Below are 14,561 nucleotides of genomic sequence, written 5' to 3'. Positions count from 1 at the left end.
CTTTAGCTAATGTAAGACTTATCCTTAAAGAATTTGAGACTTTATGAATGGATGTTTTCCATTGCGAAAATTGAAAATCAGATGATGTGAAATTTTCACATTCTAAGCATTGAATAAAAATTAAATCTTTAAAAAATTGAAAAAATGAAAATAAGAATAGAACATACTATTGTGGCAGCTATAATATCCGCCGTACTGACTACCGTTATTTCCTGTGAAAAATTCGTAGAAACTGATTTTCCCAATAACCAGCTTCCGACAGAAGTCGTTTTTGAAGACGAGCAAACCGCTGAAGCGGCATTGGCAGGACTGTATGCAGGACTTTGGACGAACTCGCTTATTTCGGGAGGTATTGATGGAATGGGTGCATTGATGGGAACGTATACAGACGACCTGACCTGTGTGTACACATCAGGATCAAACGGTATTTTGGATATTGCTAACAATCAGCAGGTTGCTACTAATACCGTAGTAACGACGGCTTGGACGAATGCTTACGGGCAGATTTATGCTGCCAACAGCATCATAGAAGGCGTTACGAATTCAAAATCGTTAAGTCAGGCATCCAAAGACCGAATCAAAGGTGAAGCATTATTGGTTCGATCCATTATTTACTTTAATCTCTATCAGATTTTTGGAGAAATAGCTTACACAGAAACTACGAACTATTTTATAAATAGCCACTTGGGGAGAATGAATAAAGATCAGTTCCTCATAAAACTGGAAACCGATTTGTCTGAGGCGGTCAATCTTTTACCATCCGCTTACAGAAATGCAGAAAGAATCTATCCCAACAAATTTGCGGGATATATGGCATTGGCAAAAATGAAGATTCTGTTGAAGAAATGGGCGGAAGCAGAAGTGCTTTGCAGTACGATATTGCAATCATCACAATATACATTTCAAACAGATCCTTCCAAAGTATTTCAGAAAAGCGGCACGCATATCATTTGGCAGTTGAAGCCCAAAAATACGAATGATGCTACGAAAGAGGCATCACTGTACAACTTTACGGGAGCACCTTTATCGTTTGTCCTCAATTTGAATCTCATCAATACCTTTTCTGTGGGAGATTTGCGGAGACAGTATTATATAACGGCAGTTCCTTTTAACCAGCAGATCAATTACCGCTCTTCAAAATATAAAAACCTTGCGGTCAATAATCCTAATGAATATTCAATAATCTATCGTTTGGATGAAGTCAATTTCATGATGGCAGAGAGCCTGATCGAGCAAAATAAAGCAGGAGAAGCCGTTTTGTATATCAACCGTTCCCGCCAACGGGCAGGATTACCGGCTCTTAGCACCTCATTATCCGTTTCGTCGGCAACCACAGAATTGAGAGAGGAAAAGCGCAGGGAATTTTTTGTGGAACACGGCATCCGTTTTTTTGATCTGAAAAGATGGGGACTGCTTGACCAGTTGATTCCGGTAAAACCTAATTGGAAAAACTACCATGCCCAATGGCCGCTTCCGCAGAAAGAACTGCTTCTCAATCCAAATCTTAATCCACAAAATACAGGATATTGATAATGAACAGAAGTTCGAAGAATTGGAAGAATAGGGAAGACATACCTGAAAATAATAAGACGATGAAAACGATTCGAAAAATAGGGCTCCTCATTGTGTTTACTTTTCTGTTGTTGCCGTTACAATTCAACGGACAACATGATGACCTGAAAAAATTGGAAGCATTGGCAGAAAAAGCCGAAGTCCCGGATTTTCTGAAAATGTCAGAAGATGGAGAATGGGTAAGCTGGTTGATGAAATATGAAAGTAAATCGCCGATGTACATTTTACAAAATGTACATGATAAGACTCAAAAGTTTGAAAGAAAATCAATCAGGACTTCATTTTTTATGGGCAGTGAAAAATTTGCCTTTTTGAGTGGTGACCGATTAGAACTGATTAGTTTGGCAACTCAAACTATTGAAACAAAAAATCATATAAAGACGATTGATCAGATGAAACCGCAATCTTTATTTTTGATTCATTATGATGAGCATCAGAATAACAGACTGGAAATCTATGGTAAGAACGGAAAACAGCTGCAGTCGATTGATCAAGTCGTACGATTTCTTAAGGTTGACAATGAATTGATTCTATGGACGAAAAACGATTCTAAAGCACAAGAAATTAAAGTTTGGAAGATTGAAGGGAGCAATAAAAAACTGATTGCAAGTACTTCAGAAGAAGTCTTGAAAGTTTGGAAAGGCACTGCTACGGAAGGAGGATATACAGTCTTTGGTAAAGACAAGCATGAATATACATTAAAGCACTATGTTGATGGTTTGCCGATTCCGCGAAACCTTGATTTGATGCGGAGTAAAAATTATCATTATGTAAATCTTGACTATTCATCAGATCCTGATGCATTATTTATCAAGCTGATCAGAAAGATTCCGAAAGAAAAAAAAATGATAGAGTTTTGGTATGGCGTTGAAAAAGATCTCACTCATCATATTAAAGATATGCAGGTTGAAGAAAAATTTTTGTGGTATCCCAAAACAGGTAAAGTAATCCCGATGGATTCGATTTTTCATACAGAAATAGCGATTGGCAATTCCGGAGATTTTTTGAAGATAAAAAAAGATCATTCATTTGTAGATAAGAAAGATGATTTTTTCATGCCCAAAAGAGATTCCTTGTTTGTATGGAATTCAAGATCAAATGAACATCGTTTTTTTTGTGTGATTGATGAAAGACTGTATGTTTCACCGGATAGAAAATGGATTCTTACGGCTGATAACGATGGATGGAATCTTTTAAACACAATTACCCTTAAAACTAAAAAGCAATTATCAGATCGTGAAGCTTCACCCTATTTTAAAGGAACTGAGTTGATTACCTGGGTAAAAGGGAATAAGGTATGGGAACAAAATATTTTGAACGGCAAACTGGTGAGGAAAGTGAATTTAGATGGTGACCATGTTGAAATTATCAACAGTCAACACCAAAAGATAACGGAAGGGCTGCCTAGAGAAATTATTTCAGTACCTGAAAATAATTATTTATTTCGTCTCTCAAAAGGTGATTTGCTGAAATCATACGTAGAGTGGGATCATCGTACAATAAAAAAAATTATAGCTGAAACTACAGATAAAATACGAAATTTGATCTTTACAGATAATCATTCAAATTTTGTGTGGACTAAAGAAAATTACAATGAAGCGCCATCCATTGTATTTAAACAAAAAGGAAAGAAACATCATGTCGTATTCACGTCCAATGTTCATGATAAAACTGCGGAAAAAATAAGAAAGATTCAGCTGCATTACAAAGGAGCAACTCAAGAAACTTTAACTGCAACTTTATTTTTGCCACATGATTATAATTCGGGTAAAAAATATCCTGTCGTACTTAATATTTACGAAAAACAACAGAAAGGCATGTCAGCCTTTTTGCTTCCGACCTTTAAAAACGGAAGAGGCTTTAATGTACGGTTGCTATTGGAATCAGGCTATATGGTGCTCATTCCGGATATTACATACGGAGATAAAGGATCTGGTTTGTCTGCACTGGAGTCAATCCATAATGTATTAGATGAATTGGTAAAAATAGAACAAGTAGATGCGAGGCGAATTGCTTTGACAGGACAGTCTTTCGGAGGATATCAGACCAACTTTGTCGCAACGCACTCAGATCGCTTTGCTACATTTATTTCGGGAGCATCGGTATCTGACGTTATCCATACTCCGTTTTCTTTCAATTACGATTTTGGAAGTCCTGACTATTGGCGGTATGAATATGGTCAAATGCGTATGGGTGGCAGCTTTGTAGAAAATAAACAAAAATATATGGATAACAATCCGTTGTATTTTGCTTCAGAGGTTAAAGCTCCCATATTACTTTGGACAGGTGAAAAAGACAGTAATGTAGATCGCGAGGAAACCCGCTCATTATTTGTGGCTCTGAGAAAATACCGCAAGCCTGTGATAGCATTGTTTTATCAGGATGAAGGACATTCTCTTTCCGGTAGAGCAGAACAAAAAGATTTATCTGTAAGAATGCTGGAGTGGCTGGATTATTTTTTAAAAGATAAAAGAGATGTTGAATGGATTGATAAACAAATGAAGGGTGCGTTGTAGCACCCTTCACCTTTTTAATTAGTTAGGAATTTCATACAGTGGATTCCCGCAAGAGGTTCCACCTGCATTTTGGAATAGATTATGAGTGTTGACCCCATCAGACCAGGTACATACTTCCGTAATAACGTCTGGCTGACATGATTTTTCTGTCATAATACATTTTTCAACAGGTGCTAGAGGATCAAAACGATAGCCGTTTTCCACTAAACTGTTTTTTTTCACAACGCTTGTAGCGTACGCACTTCCTGCGCCTAAAAGCAATACTGCTAAGGGCAATGCGATTTTTCTCATTTTTTTCATGATGTAAAATTAAATTTGGTGCCTACTCTTAGTTCAGGTTTTCGGCTTCCCCCTGCAATGAAATGCTGAGTGATGTTCTGCGCAAAACGATATTTAATGATTTCATTTCCTGTTAATACATAAAGATGCTGATCTGCAATATGAAACTGCATCTTTTTTTCCTTTTTGGGATTTGGTAGATAAAAACTTCCGATGTATCCTTGTTTTACGGTAGAATAAACATCAATGATAAAAGAATTTTTCCACCGATCCCTGTCTTCAAATTTTCCGATGAGATTTGATTCGATAAACAACAGACCCGCATACGCAAATGCTTTTTTATTGACTTTTAATGGAGGTTTGCTCATCTTCTTTTTTCCGTCCGAAAGTTCAGAAACCTCAATCTGCGGAATGCTTATCGTATCAATGGTTTTATACTTCGCTTTGATGGTAAGATGGTTATCCATGATCAAGAGCTGATTTTTGTAATAGTGTACATAAACAGCAGTTTGAGTGATTGGGTCAAAATGCAGTTGTCCATCAGTATCAAAGATTCCGTCATTGGTTTTTCCAAGAATTCCTGATTTCAGATTCAGAGGATTTTTCTGCAAAGGATTTAACAATCCTAAGGTCTGCTTTTCTGAATCTTTGAAATAAGTGCTGATTGCAAAGGAATCTTTACTGATATTCACCAATTGGCTGAAATATGCCTGTCCTAAGCTCAAGGTCTTTGCCTGATGATTTCCCAGCATTCCCTGATAGATAACAGGTACGCTTCCATCATACAGATAGAAATCCGGTGCATTCACCTTCAGTTGCGCTCTTTTAAAATCAAAGTCGTACCTGTCCGGTATTATCCTGTGATCTTTCATTGCTTTAAAATTCAAATCAGTTGATGTCAGTAGAAATGGAGCAGTATAGTTGCCCAGATATACTGAATCTTTTGAAATGCCCGCAAGGTAATAGGAGTTGATCTGAAGATTGAAACGATTCTTTTCTGTTATAGGATGCTGCAAAAACCTTCGTGTAAAATTATTTTCCTTTTTGATCATAAATTCTGATTGTCTGTACATCAGAATGATTGCTGAACAACTTACAATCGATAAAACAATCAGCAGACTTACAGATTTAAAAATCTCTTGTCGTTTAGAACCTGAATATAAAACAATTGCAAAAGCAGCTATGATAACTGTGGCAATATTAAATATCAGATGGGTTTTCCAATCCATTTTTTCTAAAATTCCACCGCAAGAGCAAGGAATAAACTCGCTGTAGTTCAAGATCATGTAAATATAGACAGTGAATAAAACCATCAGAACAAAAGAAAAGTATAATCCGATTTTTCTGGTTCTCTCAAAGATCAATAAAATACATATTGCAAGTTCAATGATTAGAACTCCGTAAGAGATAACATTTGAAAATGCACTCAATAGGGGAGACTGTGCAATCTGAATCTGAAAATTTTCAAAATCCATCATCTTACTGATGCTCGCATAGCAAAACAGCAGGATGAAAAAATAGCTGACAATTTCTATAAATCTTGTTCTGACGGTTTTCATAATCGTAATATTTATCCTTTTCTAACTAAAATCCATTGTACGTTCTTTCCGCAATATGCCGGCATAAGTTCACCTTTTGATACAAAAACTGAAGTACTGATCCGCCCTTCAATTTCCCATTCACCGCTCACAGTGCATTTTTTTCCTGTGCTTATCAGTACCTTTTGGTTTTCCACACTTAGAAACTTTGTCGGTTAAAGAGGTTTTTATTTCTGGTGGTATCCTGCTCAATCCTCCAATGCTGCTTATCTCTTGGTGGATCGTCATCATCATCTCCTGTATCCAGATTTTCAGAATCACTTTCTCCGGATTCTTTATTTCCAATTTTTTCAGATTCATTATAGTTTTGAACTTCGATTTTCAGATTTTTTTGTTCTGTTATATTAAAATCATTATCAGATCTTTCGCAAGACTGCATAAGCAATACAGTTATTAAACTTAAAATTGAGATACACTTTTTCATTTTTTAAATGGCTTTAAAAGTTATCCCGGCCGGTTTGAAATATGATTAGAATTCTGATGTCGAAATTAGGAGTGTTGGGGTATTCAGAAAAGCTTTATGCGGGTCTATGGATTCATTAGAAGGGAATAATTGATACATTATTCCCACAAAATAGAATCTTATAACGCTGTAAATCAGCTCATAGGTCATAAAAACTTTTGAATAGATCAAACAACTGTTTGAATTATGATTTTTTAATTAAATTTGTGAATACGCTATCTATATGTATTATCATAATCGATTATTATTGTTAATATTTACTTTCTTTTTGTCATTAATCCAAGGTCAGAATCTAAATGAACAGTCTTACAAGAATATTTCAGGCTTATTTAATTCGTATTCCGAGAATGATGAAAGAGCCTTGGTGTTTGTAAATCTGTACATCAGCAAAGCAAAAAAAGATCATAATTATAAAAAGCTCATAAGAGGATACGAGGAAGCGATCTACTACAGCAGAGATGTGAACCGCAAATTATTATATGCAGACAGTACGATAATCACAGCCATACAAAACAAAAATGATGATGATATTTCCAGGGCTTATCTTGGAAAGGGGATCATATACTATTATAACAGAAGACAATATAAACCTGCTTTAGAGCAGTATTTAATAGCCTTCAAGTTTTCCAAGAATTCGAAAGATGATTACCTCAAGAATAAGATCACGTATCATTTGGGGATGGTTAAAAGCTATTTGGGTTATTATAAGGAGGCGGCAGTACATTTTGAAGAAGCAGCAGATTATTTTGAAAAAAAATCCAAAGAGAATGTTCATCCTAACATCAGGCTGAATAACGAATCAGGATACTTTAACAGTATTTACCGGTTAAGTACCTGTTACAGGAACTTACGGTTGTATCAGAAGGAAGATTCATTGATTAATATAGGATTAAGAAGACTTCACAATACCGCTCAGCTGTCCACGGAGTATGGATATTTTCAAAAAGGAAAAGGGGTACAGTTGTTAAGATTGGGAAATACCGATGATGCATTACAATATTTTAAACAGTCAAAGGATATTTTGAGTCACCATCAGGATGATGCTTCATTAATGACGGTTTATTTTTATATGGGAAAAGCGTATTGGTCAGATAGAAAAAGAGCAGAATCTTTACAGTATCTTAATAAAGTTGATTCTTTGGTCAATAAATTTTGGTTTGTCACTCCGGAGATCAGATCCGGTTATGAATATCTCATTAAAGATGCCAAACAAAACAAAAATTATGAAAGGCAATTATATTATACCAATCAGCTGTTAAAGGCTGATTCAATTATCAATGCTGATTTTGCCATGCTTTCTTCAAAAATTCACAGGGAATACGATACCAATACTTTATTAGAAGAGAAGAATAAATTGCAAAGGGTTCATAAAAATGGGTTTATTATTTTATATTATTCTATGGGTTTTGGATTGATGATATTATGCTTTTCAATCTGGAAGTTCCGCAAGAGAGAAAAAGCACTGACGATCAAGTATCAGGAATTGTTAGAAAAATTTAATACTTCTCAACCTACAGATCATTTTTTAGAATCGAAACCTGTTTCTTCCGAAGAAAAAAATATATACAGCGCAGAAATTATTGAAGAAGTAAAAGCAAATCTCAAGATTTTTGAAGAGAGAAAAAACTTTTTGAAGCAAAATTTAACGCTTCCGATTGTGGCTAAAATGATTGGAAGCAACCGTACCCATCTATCATACGTACTCAATGTTCATCTTGATGTAACATTTACCACGTATTTAAAAATTTTAAGAATCAGGTATATCACTAATTTACTATTAGAAGACAGTAAATATCTTAAATTTAAAATTGACAGCCTTGCGGAAAAATGCGGAATGGCAAACCGGCAAATCTTTTCAGCACATTTCTTGGAAATCAACGGAATTAGACCTACCGATTTTATCCGGAAAAGACTGGATGAAATTCAGAAGAATTGATTTTTTTATTTTTTAGCCCGATTTTTACGTGACCAAAAAAATGATACGTATGAACGGACAAAATTTCCGAAAAAAAAATGACCAGCTTTGGAAAAATCTTACAACAACTGTAGATCAGATCAACAGGAGCGAAAATGACATTGTCATTCGTTCTGAAGAGATTCTGATGGAAACAGACATTGCCATTAGACAATTGAAGGATCACCTTCGGCAATATCAATTTTCAGATTGGAGTGATGAAATCTACTTTTTTAAAAATACCAAACCGCAATTCATAGCAGTTTATATTTACTACTCCAAAGTTTTAGCTATAGAAGCCTCAAAACCTTATGCAGATCCTCAAGCCTTACAATCCTACTACGAAAATGAGAGAAGCAATCTTTTGTATTTTTATAATGAGCAGAGAGAATTTATTAGTTACTACCGCCGAAAATCTACCTATCTGGATAAGAAATATTTCGTCAGGTTCAAATTCGACTTTAAGTTGAAGTTAAGCCCCGAACTGTACAGCTATGATGAAGAATTTTCGACATCCCATGATCATATGGTATCTCAGATTTTAGCGAATGATCTTTTGGATCACTATTTATCTAATAAAATAAATTCGAAAGAAGTCAGAGAAAATTCAATCGCACATATCAGAAATCTGGAATGGACAGCTCCTAAAGTTGCATTGATTGAGTTGTTGTATGCGCTTCACCAAACAAAATGTTTCAACGGTGGTCACTCAGATCTGGCTGAAATTTTCAGGTGGGCAGAAAACTCACTTCATATTAATTTAGGCAATTATCATAAAACTTTAGGTGAAATACGCTTACGTAAAACGGAAAGAACTAAATTTTTGTCATTGCTTCAAAAGAATTTAGATCAATATCTGGATAATTTAGATGTGTGATTTGGATGAAGATAGATAAAACAAATTGTAATCTTTAATTTAAAACCTTTTATTCATAGGTTTCACAAGGGAATCTTTCGGTAGTACCGACAAACTACCGAAAGATATTTTGCGTGATTTCGAAAATTTGTCAGACAAAACAAATTTGAAATCATGGCAATATCCATTATCACCAAAGAAGATCTTCAGCAGTTTAAAGTTGAATTGCTGGAAGGGATTAAAGAATTACTACACGATAATACAACAGAACAAAAATTATGGCTTCGGACCTCCGAGGTCAAAAAGCTGTTGAACATCTCTTCAGGAACATTACAAAATCTGAGAATCAACGGAACGTTATCATACAGTAAGGTAGGAGGGACTCTGTACTACAATTACAAAGACATTGAGAAACTACTGACAGACTTCAAACATTAAATCGGTAGTTATGAAGCAGTCTAATAAAATTATTGATTTTTTTGGAAATGTCATTAGGGATCATCGGATGGTTCCCTCGCACATCAGTTTATATGTTTCGCTTTTCCAGTTGTGGAGTAGGCATCAATACCAAAATCCATTTCGTGTGAGTCGGAAAGAGGTGATGAAGCTCGGTAAAATAAAATCTTTTGCGACTTACCACAAATGTATAAAAGAACTGCATAGCGCAGGGTTTATCATTTATTCCCCTAGTTATCACCCTTATGAAGGAAGCTTAATCGAAATTATTGATTTTGAAAGTGAAGATTTTGAAAAAAGTAAAATAGTACATGACCAAAAAATAGTACCCGACAAAAAGATTTCCTTTTCTGTACCGATGCTGTATGAGGTTGAACTATATTTTAACGAGTGTGATTTTCAATCTGAAGAAGCGAATCAATTTTATTCATTATACGAATCTAAGGATTGGAAGTTGTGCAATGATCAACCCATGAAGTGTTGGAAATCTGCAGCAAGAAATTGGATTTCAAAGCTGAAAAATTCAAATCAAAACCAAAACCAAAACCAAAACTAATGAAAGAAATTGATCCTAAAACTCCGATCTGGCAACTGACTGTTGGAGAATTCTTAGAAATTTCGAGCGGTGTCAACTCTGAAAAGAAATATGAATATGGTCTGAAAGGTTTAGCGAAAATATTGGGATGTTCTGTTTCAAAAGCTTCAGAAGTAAAATCATCGGGGTTATTGGATGAAGCCATCATCCAAAACGGAAACATTATCATCATAGACAAAGAAAAAGCATTATCGCTTTTCGGAAAAAAATAAAGATGACTTATCTTGAATTGATACACCGATTTTGGGATTTTAATAAAATAAATCAAATAGGTTCTACGGGAATTTCGATGTATCTGTATTTGCTTAAAATTGGATATGACAATAACGGGTATGAGTTCCAGATTTCTGATGTTGCAGTGAGTAAAGAGTTGGGATTAACCCGAAAGACCGTAAAATCTGTAAAAGAGAAACTCCAGAACTTTGGATTAATTGAATTTCAAACCAAGAACGGACTTCCATGTTACTACAGATTGCTTTTAGATTATCCCTTGAAAATTGCTAAACCCGAAAAAATAAAGAAAGCTAAAATTGTAAAAAGTTCAGATTTTCTTACAGCAGGAAGTGTAGAAATTCCATCACAACAACAGCCATCACCACCTGTAATCAATCAAAAGAACATTCCAAGTTTTGATGAATTTATTGAATATGCCCAAACATTAGAAACTTATGAATCTGAATTAGATTCCGTCATAGAAAAAAAGTACGAAGTCTGGGTACGTAATGATTGGCAAAATAGTTCAAACCGACGTATTACCAACTGGAAATCTTCCCTAAAAAGTATATTGCCGTTCATAAAAAATGAGGATACAAACCTTCAGCTTTCCGTATCAAGCATTCCAAATATAAAGCGTCCTAAAAATCCAGACCGAAAGTAATACTAAAATAAAAAATTCAACACATAAAAAAGATGTACAGCATGGGGGATCCGCATGTAAGACTTATCCGAAAGGAATTTGACAATAAAAGCGAAAGAGTTCCCGAAAAAATCAGAATAGGGAACCATTTCGTGGACGATTTCATTTTTGAAGATCATGAAGCTGCCGATATTCCTATCAATGCACTTCGGGTGATTTTCAATATTATTTCCATCATCAGCAATGAACAATTCCGTCCGGAAGACAGACCAAAACAGCTTTCACTTTTTGATGAAGAATTTGAAACCGAAAACAATATTTTCGCTTCTATAAAAATCAGAAATAGCAAAATTTCTCCTAGCGGTTCCACAAAACAAGTGATAGATGCTTATGAATTTCTCGCAAAATTCAAAATGAGCTGGTATAAATCGTTTAATTCTAAAGGAAGAGAAATCAAAACTTTCGGTGGACTCATTTCAACACCGAGTTACGATAAAAGAGGGTACACCACTTTTCTAATCAGCAGTTATTGGCTGAAAAAATTGATGGTCATTCCGGAATATAATTATGTGCTGTACAATCTGGTCTATAATGTAAGAAACAACAAACATATAATATTTGCTATCTGGCTTTCGAAAATCCCTGAAAATGGAACGGTATTAAAACTGTCAACACTGAACAAAAAATTTGGATTGAATTATCAAACTGCCAAGGATTTTTGTTTCAAGTTTCTAAAACCTGCAAGAAGCAGTCTTAATACATTCAATACGGTCTCTTTCGATTATAAGTACAAAAGAGATTCAATTTTTGTAATACCGCGTTTGACAAAAAAGAAGGAAGATGATCATATATCTGAAAACAGTAACGAAGAACGGAAATTAAGAAAAGCATATCCTAATGAAAAGCAAGAAATCAGCCGAAGATTGATCTACTTTAGAAAAAGATATGGTCTGCTGACAAGTGAAATGATTCAGTTTTCGCATCAATACAGATATATTCCGCAAACCAGAGTATTGATAGAGAAAGCTTTTGAAGAATTTATTAGAACAGCACGATTGCAAGGAATTAAATCGACAGAATTTCAAGGAACCGAATTTTTAAATAAAATTCAGGAACACATCATACAGATTTACAGGAATACAAAAATGGGAGAGTTGCTGCCAAATGGCTACCCAATAATTATTTGAGTTCGGAATTCCACTCACCCAAAATTCGGAATTGCACTCACTGAAGTTAAGAAAATGTTAAAATATTGAAATTTTTGATTGAGAATTCGGAATTGCACTCACTCCAAAATTCAAAACCCGTTAAAAATAGGGATAACTGTAAGAAAATGTGAAAAAAAACGAAAAATCAATGAAAGTAGAAAATACAATTCGGATTTACACTCACCACAAATGAGTTGTTTTTTCGGAATTGCACTCACTCCACTTTCGGAATTGCACTCACTGAAATTCGGAATTGCACTCACCGAAAATGGGGTTCAAATGCTTTACCATAAGGCGATTCGGTGCATCATTAAAAGTATTATAAAAGTAATTAAAAAGTCTTTTTTTATTTAAAAGGAAAATGTGGATAAAAAATTTGCTTTAAAAAAGAAAAAAATGAATTGCGAAGAAGCAAAAGAAAAAGTAAATATTAGAACAGTTTTGGAATCGTTCAATCTCTTTCCCGTGAAAGAAAACCGAAAAACGGCATTTTATTTTGCGCTCGACAGAGAGGAAAAAATCCCGAGTTTGTCTGTTGATTTTGTGAAAAATAAAGCTTTTGATTTCGGAACCGGGAAAAGTTATGATGTTATTTCAATTGTTCAGCAAATGAATCAATGTTCAGTTTCTGATGCTTTGAAGTACCTTGATAAATTTGACTTCTCAGTTCAAAATAATACTCAGATTGAAGAATCTGTCCAAATCAAAAATTATCAAATCATAAAAGTAAATGAAATTCAGCACCCAGCTTTAATCCAATATTTAAAATCCCGAAAAGTTTGTGAACAAAAAGATTTGGTAAAAGAAATTGAGTATATGTTGAATGGTAAGAAATATTTCGGAATTGGCTTTTTTAATAATTCCGGAGGCGTTGAAATCCGAAATAAATATTTAAAGATATGTTTGGGCAAAAAAGATGTGACTTTGATAAAAAATGATTTGAAGACTTCCAATGAAATTGTAGTTTTTGAAGGTTTTTTTGATTATCTGACTTTTAAAAATTTGGAAAGTGCAGAAAGTTCAATTTCAGATTGTTTGATTCTCAATTCTACGGCAATGCTTTTCAAAGTCGATAAAGAACTTAGAGCATATTATAAAACCTCACTTTTCCTAGATAATGATGATAATGGAATTACAATCAAACAGGTTATCCGGAAAAACTATAAAAATGTTGAAGATTGTTCTTTGTTGTACAAAGATTTTAAGGATTTAAACGAGTGGTTTTGTGCAACAAAGTAAAATGTAAAAATTCTGAAAATGATTTTAAAGAGAAATTTAATTTTAAAAATCATAAACTGGTTAAACCTTAAAAAAAACAGATTACCTAATGTTTAATTTTACATTTTTCCTACTATCAAAACCCTCTATTTAATCACTTCTAACTGATTTTTGGCTTTTTACTATTGCAAATGTAGGACAGCATCATTCACCTAAAAAAATATTTTTGGGTTTCTATAAAAATTCTTTCCACGAGTTCCAATAATTTTTTCAGACACTCCTGAATCCTTCGGACAAAAATATTTCGAGCCACAATCCTCCAAAGCTTTGGAGGATTGTGGTTTTATATGCCTGATACTTTCCTATGATCATCGGCAAAGAAAAAGACGGAACCTCAGTTATACGAATCAATTAAATCGCAGACGGTCTTTGACATCAACGGAAAAAACAACAAAATAAAACAACAAATAATTCTGCTTTTCCAATTGGATATAAGCAGAAAAAAAAAAGAGTGTCCTCGAAACCAAATCAATCAAATCGAAAATTTTAACAAACTCGAAAATCAATTATTAACAATCAAAAATTAACATTATGAACATCGTAGGCAGAATTACAAAAAACGCAGAAATCAACACTTTAAAAAATGACAAACAGGTCGTGAATTTTTCACTAGCCATTAATGACAGATTTAAAACCAAACAAGGCGAACTAAGAGAACAGACCACTTATTATAACTGCTCCTATTGGCTAAGTGCCAACGTAGCTAAGATTTTAACGAAGGGAACATTAGTAGAGCTTACAGGCAGAGCAAGTGCGAGTGCGTGGATTGGAAAAGATGGAGAAATAAAATCGGGGTTGAATTTCCATACTTCTAACATCAAAGTACACGGAGGCGGAAAAAAGTCTGACACAGAAGAACAACCAGCTTCACAGCCACAGAAATCCAATGCTTTTGCGGAAGATACGGACGATGATTTACCATTCTAAAAG

The 14,561-nt window shown here is 34.4% G+C and carries 14 protein-coding genes; 11 read left to right on the top strand and 3 right to left on the bottom strand.

Features of this window, described 5'->3' with window-relative positions:
* Window positions 1–144: 144 nt before the first annotated feature.
* Together IW16_RS06930 and IW16_RS06925 are read left to right on the top strand one after the other, a co-directional pair.
* Window positions 145–1,530, top strand: a complete 1,386-nt coding sequence (locus IW16_RS06930) for a RagB/SusD family nutrient uptake outer membrane protein (protein ID WP_034741412.1) — start codon at window positions 145–147, stop codon at window positions 1,528–1,530.
* A 62-nt stretch (window positions 1,531–1,592) separates the two neighbouring features.
* Window positions 1,593–4,088: an alpha/beta hydrolase family protein gene (locus IW16_RS06925; RefSeq protein WP_164462451.1), complete on the top strand. Its 2,496-nt coding sequence runs from the start codon at window positions 1,593–1,595 to the stop codon at window positions 4,086–4,088.
* 18 nt (window positions 4,089–4,106) lie between these two features.
* On the opposite strand, the gene IW16_RS06920 is transcribed toward IW16_RS06925, so the two are convergent.
* The 3 genes from IW16_RS06920 to IW16_RS06910 form a co-directional block, all read right to left on the bottom strand.
* Window positions 4,107–4,388 carry a DUF6520 family protein gene (locus IW16_RS06920; protein WP_034741406.1) on the bottom strand — a complete coding sequence of 94 codons (282 nt, stop codon included), beginning with the start codon at window positions 4,386–4,388 and terminating at the stop codon, window positions 4,107–4,109.
* Window positions 4,385–5,926: a MauE/DoxX family redox-associated membrane protein gene (locus IW16_RS06915; protein ID WP_034741403.1), complete on the bottom strand. Its 1,542-nt coding sequence runs from the start codon at window positions 5,924–5,926 to the stop codon at window positions 4,385–4,387. Before IW16_RS06915 ends, IW16_RS06920 begins: the two co-directional genes overlap by 4 nt.
* A gap of 178 nt (window positions 5,927–6,104) precedes the next feature.
* Window positions 6,105–6,389 (bottom strand): hypothetical protein, encoded by a 285-nt coding sequence (locus IW16_RS06910; protein ID WP_123855294.1) that lies wholly within the window; start codon window positions 6,387–6,389, stop codon window positions 6,105–6,107.
* A 307-nt stretch (window positions 6,390–6,696) separates the two neighbouring features.
* Between IW16_RS06910 and IW16_RS06905 the strand changes: the two genes are divergently transcribed.
* The 9 genes from IW16_RS06905 to IW16_RS06865 all read left to right on the top strand — a co-directional run bounded on the left by IW16_RS06905 (window position 6,697) and on the right by IW16_RS06865 (window position 14,558).
* Window positions 6,697–8,364, top strand: a complete 1,668-nt coding sequence (locus IW16_RS06905) for a helix-turn-helix domain-containing protein (protein ID WP_051889997.1) — start codon at window positions 6,697–6,699, stop codon at window positions 8,362–8,364.
* 49 nt (window positions 8,365–8,413) lie between these two features.
* Window positions 8,414–9,259: an RteC domain-containing protein gene (locus tag IW16_RS06900; protein WP_034741394.1), complete on the top strand. Its 846-nt coding sequence runs from the start codon at window positions 8,414–8,416 to the stop codon at window positions 9,257–9,259.
* Window positions 9,260–9,412: 153 nt separating this feature from the next.
* Window positions 9,413–9,676, top strand: a complete 264-nt coding sequence (locus IW16_RS06895) for a helix-turn-helix domain-containing protein (protein ID WP_034741391.1) — start codon at window positions 9,413–9,415, stop codon at window positions 9,674–9,676.
* A gap of 10 nt (window positions 9,677–9,686) precedes the next feature.
* Window positions 9,687–10,250: a hypothetical protein gene (locus tag IW16_RS25635; RefSeq protein WP_074231889.1), complete on the top strand. Its 564-nt coding sequence runs from the start codon at window positions 9,687–9,689 to the stop codon at window positions 10,248–10,250.
* On the top strand, window positions 10,250–10,501 hold the full coding sequence (locus tag IW16_RS06885; RefSeq protein WP_034741388.1) for a DUF3853 family protein: 252 nt from the start codon (window positions 10,250–10,252) through the stop codon (window positions 10,499–10,501). The genes IW16_RS25635 and IW16_RS06885 overlap by 1 nt, the downstream gene beginning before the upstream one ends.
* A gap of 2 nt (window positions 10,502–10,503) precedes the next feature.
* Window positions 10,504–11,166 carry a hypothetical protein gene (locus IW16_RS06880; RefSeq protein WP_034741385.1) on the top strand — a complete coding sequence of 221 codons (663 nt, stop codon included), beginning with the start codon at window positions 10,504–10,506 and terminating at the stop codon, window positions 11,164–11,166.
* A 41-nt stretch (window positions 11,167–11,207) separates the two neighbouring features.
* Window positions 11,208–12,332: a hypothetical protein gene (locus IW16_RS06875; RefSeq protein WP_117590634.1), complete on the top strand. Its 1,125-nt coding sequence runs from the start codon at window positions 11,208–11,210 to the stop codon at window positions 12,330–12,332.
* 549 nt (window positions 12,333–12,881) lie between these two features.
* On the top strand, window positions 12,882–13,592 hold the full coding sequence (locus IW16_RS06870) for a toprim domain-containing protein (RefSeq protein WP_316931915.1): 711 nt from the start codon (window positions 12,882–12,884) through the stop codon (window positions 13,590–13,592).
* A 570-nt stretch (window positions 13,593–14,162) separates the two neighbouring features.
* Window positions 14,163–14,558 carry a single-stranded DNA-binding protein gene (locus IW16_RS06865; RefSeq protein ID WP_028122590.1) on the top strand — a complete coding sequence of 132 codons (396 nt, stop codon included), beginning with the start codon at window positions 14,163–14,165 and terminating at the stop codon, window positions 14,556–14,558.
* The last annotated feature ends 3 nt before the right edge of the window (window positions 14,559–14,561 follow it).

The sequence above is a fragment of the Chryseobacterium vrystaatense genome (assembly GCF_000737765.1).
Classification (GTDB): domain Bacteria; phylum Bacteroidota; class Bacteroidia; order Flavobacteriales; family Weeksellaceae; genus Chryseobacterium; species Chryseobacterium vrystaatense.
This window is presented reverse-complemented; position numbering and strand designations above follow the sequence as displayed.

Excerpts from the sequence above, each read along its gene's own strand:
- IW16_RS06925 (WP_164462451.1), top strand. The coding sequence starts at position 1,593 with ATGAAAACGATTCGAAAAATAGGGCTCCTCATTGTGTTTACTTTTCTG.
- IW16_RS06865 (WP_028122590.1), top strand. The coding sequence starts at position 14,163 with ATGAACATCGTAGGCAGAATTACAAAAAACGCAGAAATCAACACTTTA.
- IW16_RS06900 (WP_034741394.1), top strand. The coding sequence starts at position 8,414 with ATGAACGGACAAAATTTCCGAAAAAAAAATGACCAGCTTTGGAAAAAT.
- IW16_RS06885 (WP_034741388.1), top strand. The coding sequence starts at position 10,250 with ATGAAAGAAATTGATCCTAAAACTCCGATCTGGCAACTGACTGTTGGA.
- IW16_RS06915 (WP_034741403.1), bottom strand. The coding sequence starts at position 5,926 with ATGAAAACCGTCAGAACAAGATTTATAGAAATTGTCAGCTATTTTTTC.
- IW16_RS06910 (WP_123855294.1), bottom strand. The coding sequence starts at position 6,389 with ATGAAAAAGTGTATCTCAATTTTAAGTTTAATAACTGTATTGCTTATG.
- IW16_RS25635 (WP_074231889.1), top strand. The coding sequence starts at position 9,687 with ATGAAGCAGTCTAATAAAATTATTGATTTTTTTGGAAATGTCATTAGG.
- IW16_RS06875 (WP_117590634.1), top strand. The coding sequence starts at position 11,208 with ATGGGGGATCCGCATGTAAGACTTATCCGAAAGGAATTTGACAATAAA.
- IW16_RS06920 (WP_034741406.1), bottom strand. The coding sequence starts at position 4,388 with ATGAAAAAAATGAGAAAAATCGCATTGCCCTTAGCAGTATTGCTTTTA.
- IW16_RS06880 (WP_034741385.1), top strand. The coding sequence starts at position 10,504 with ATGACTTATCTTGAATTGATACACCGATTTTGGGATTTTAATAAAATA.
- IW16_RS06895 (WP_034741391.1), top strand. The coding sequence starts at position 9,413 with ATGGCAATATCCATTATCACCAAAGAAGATCTTCAGCAGTTTAAAGTT.
- IW16_RS06930 (WP_034741412.1), top strand. The coding sequence starts at position 145 with ATGAAAATAAGAATAGAACATACTATTGTGGCAGCTATAATATCCGCC.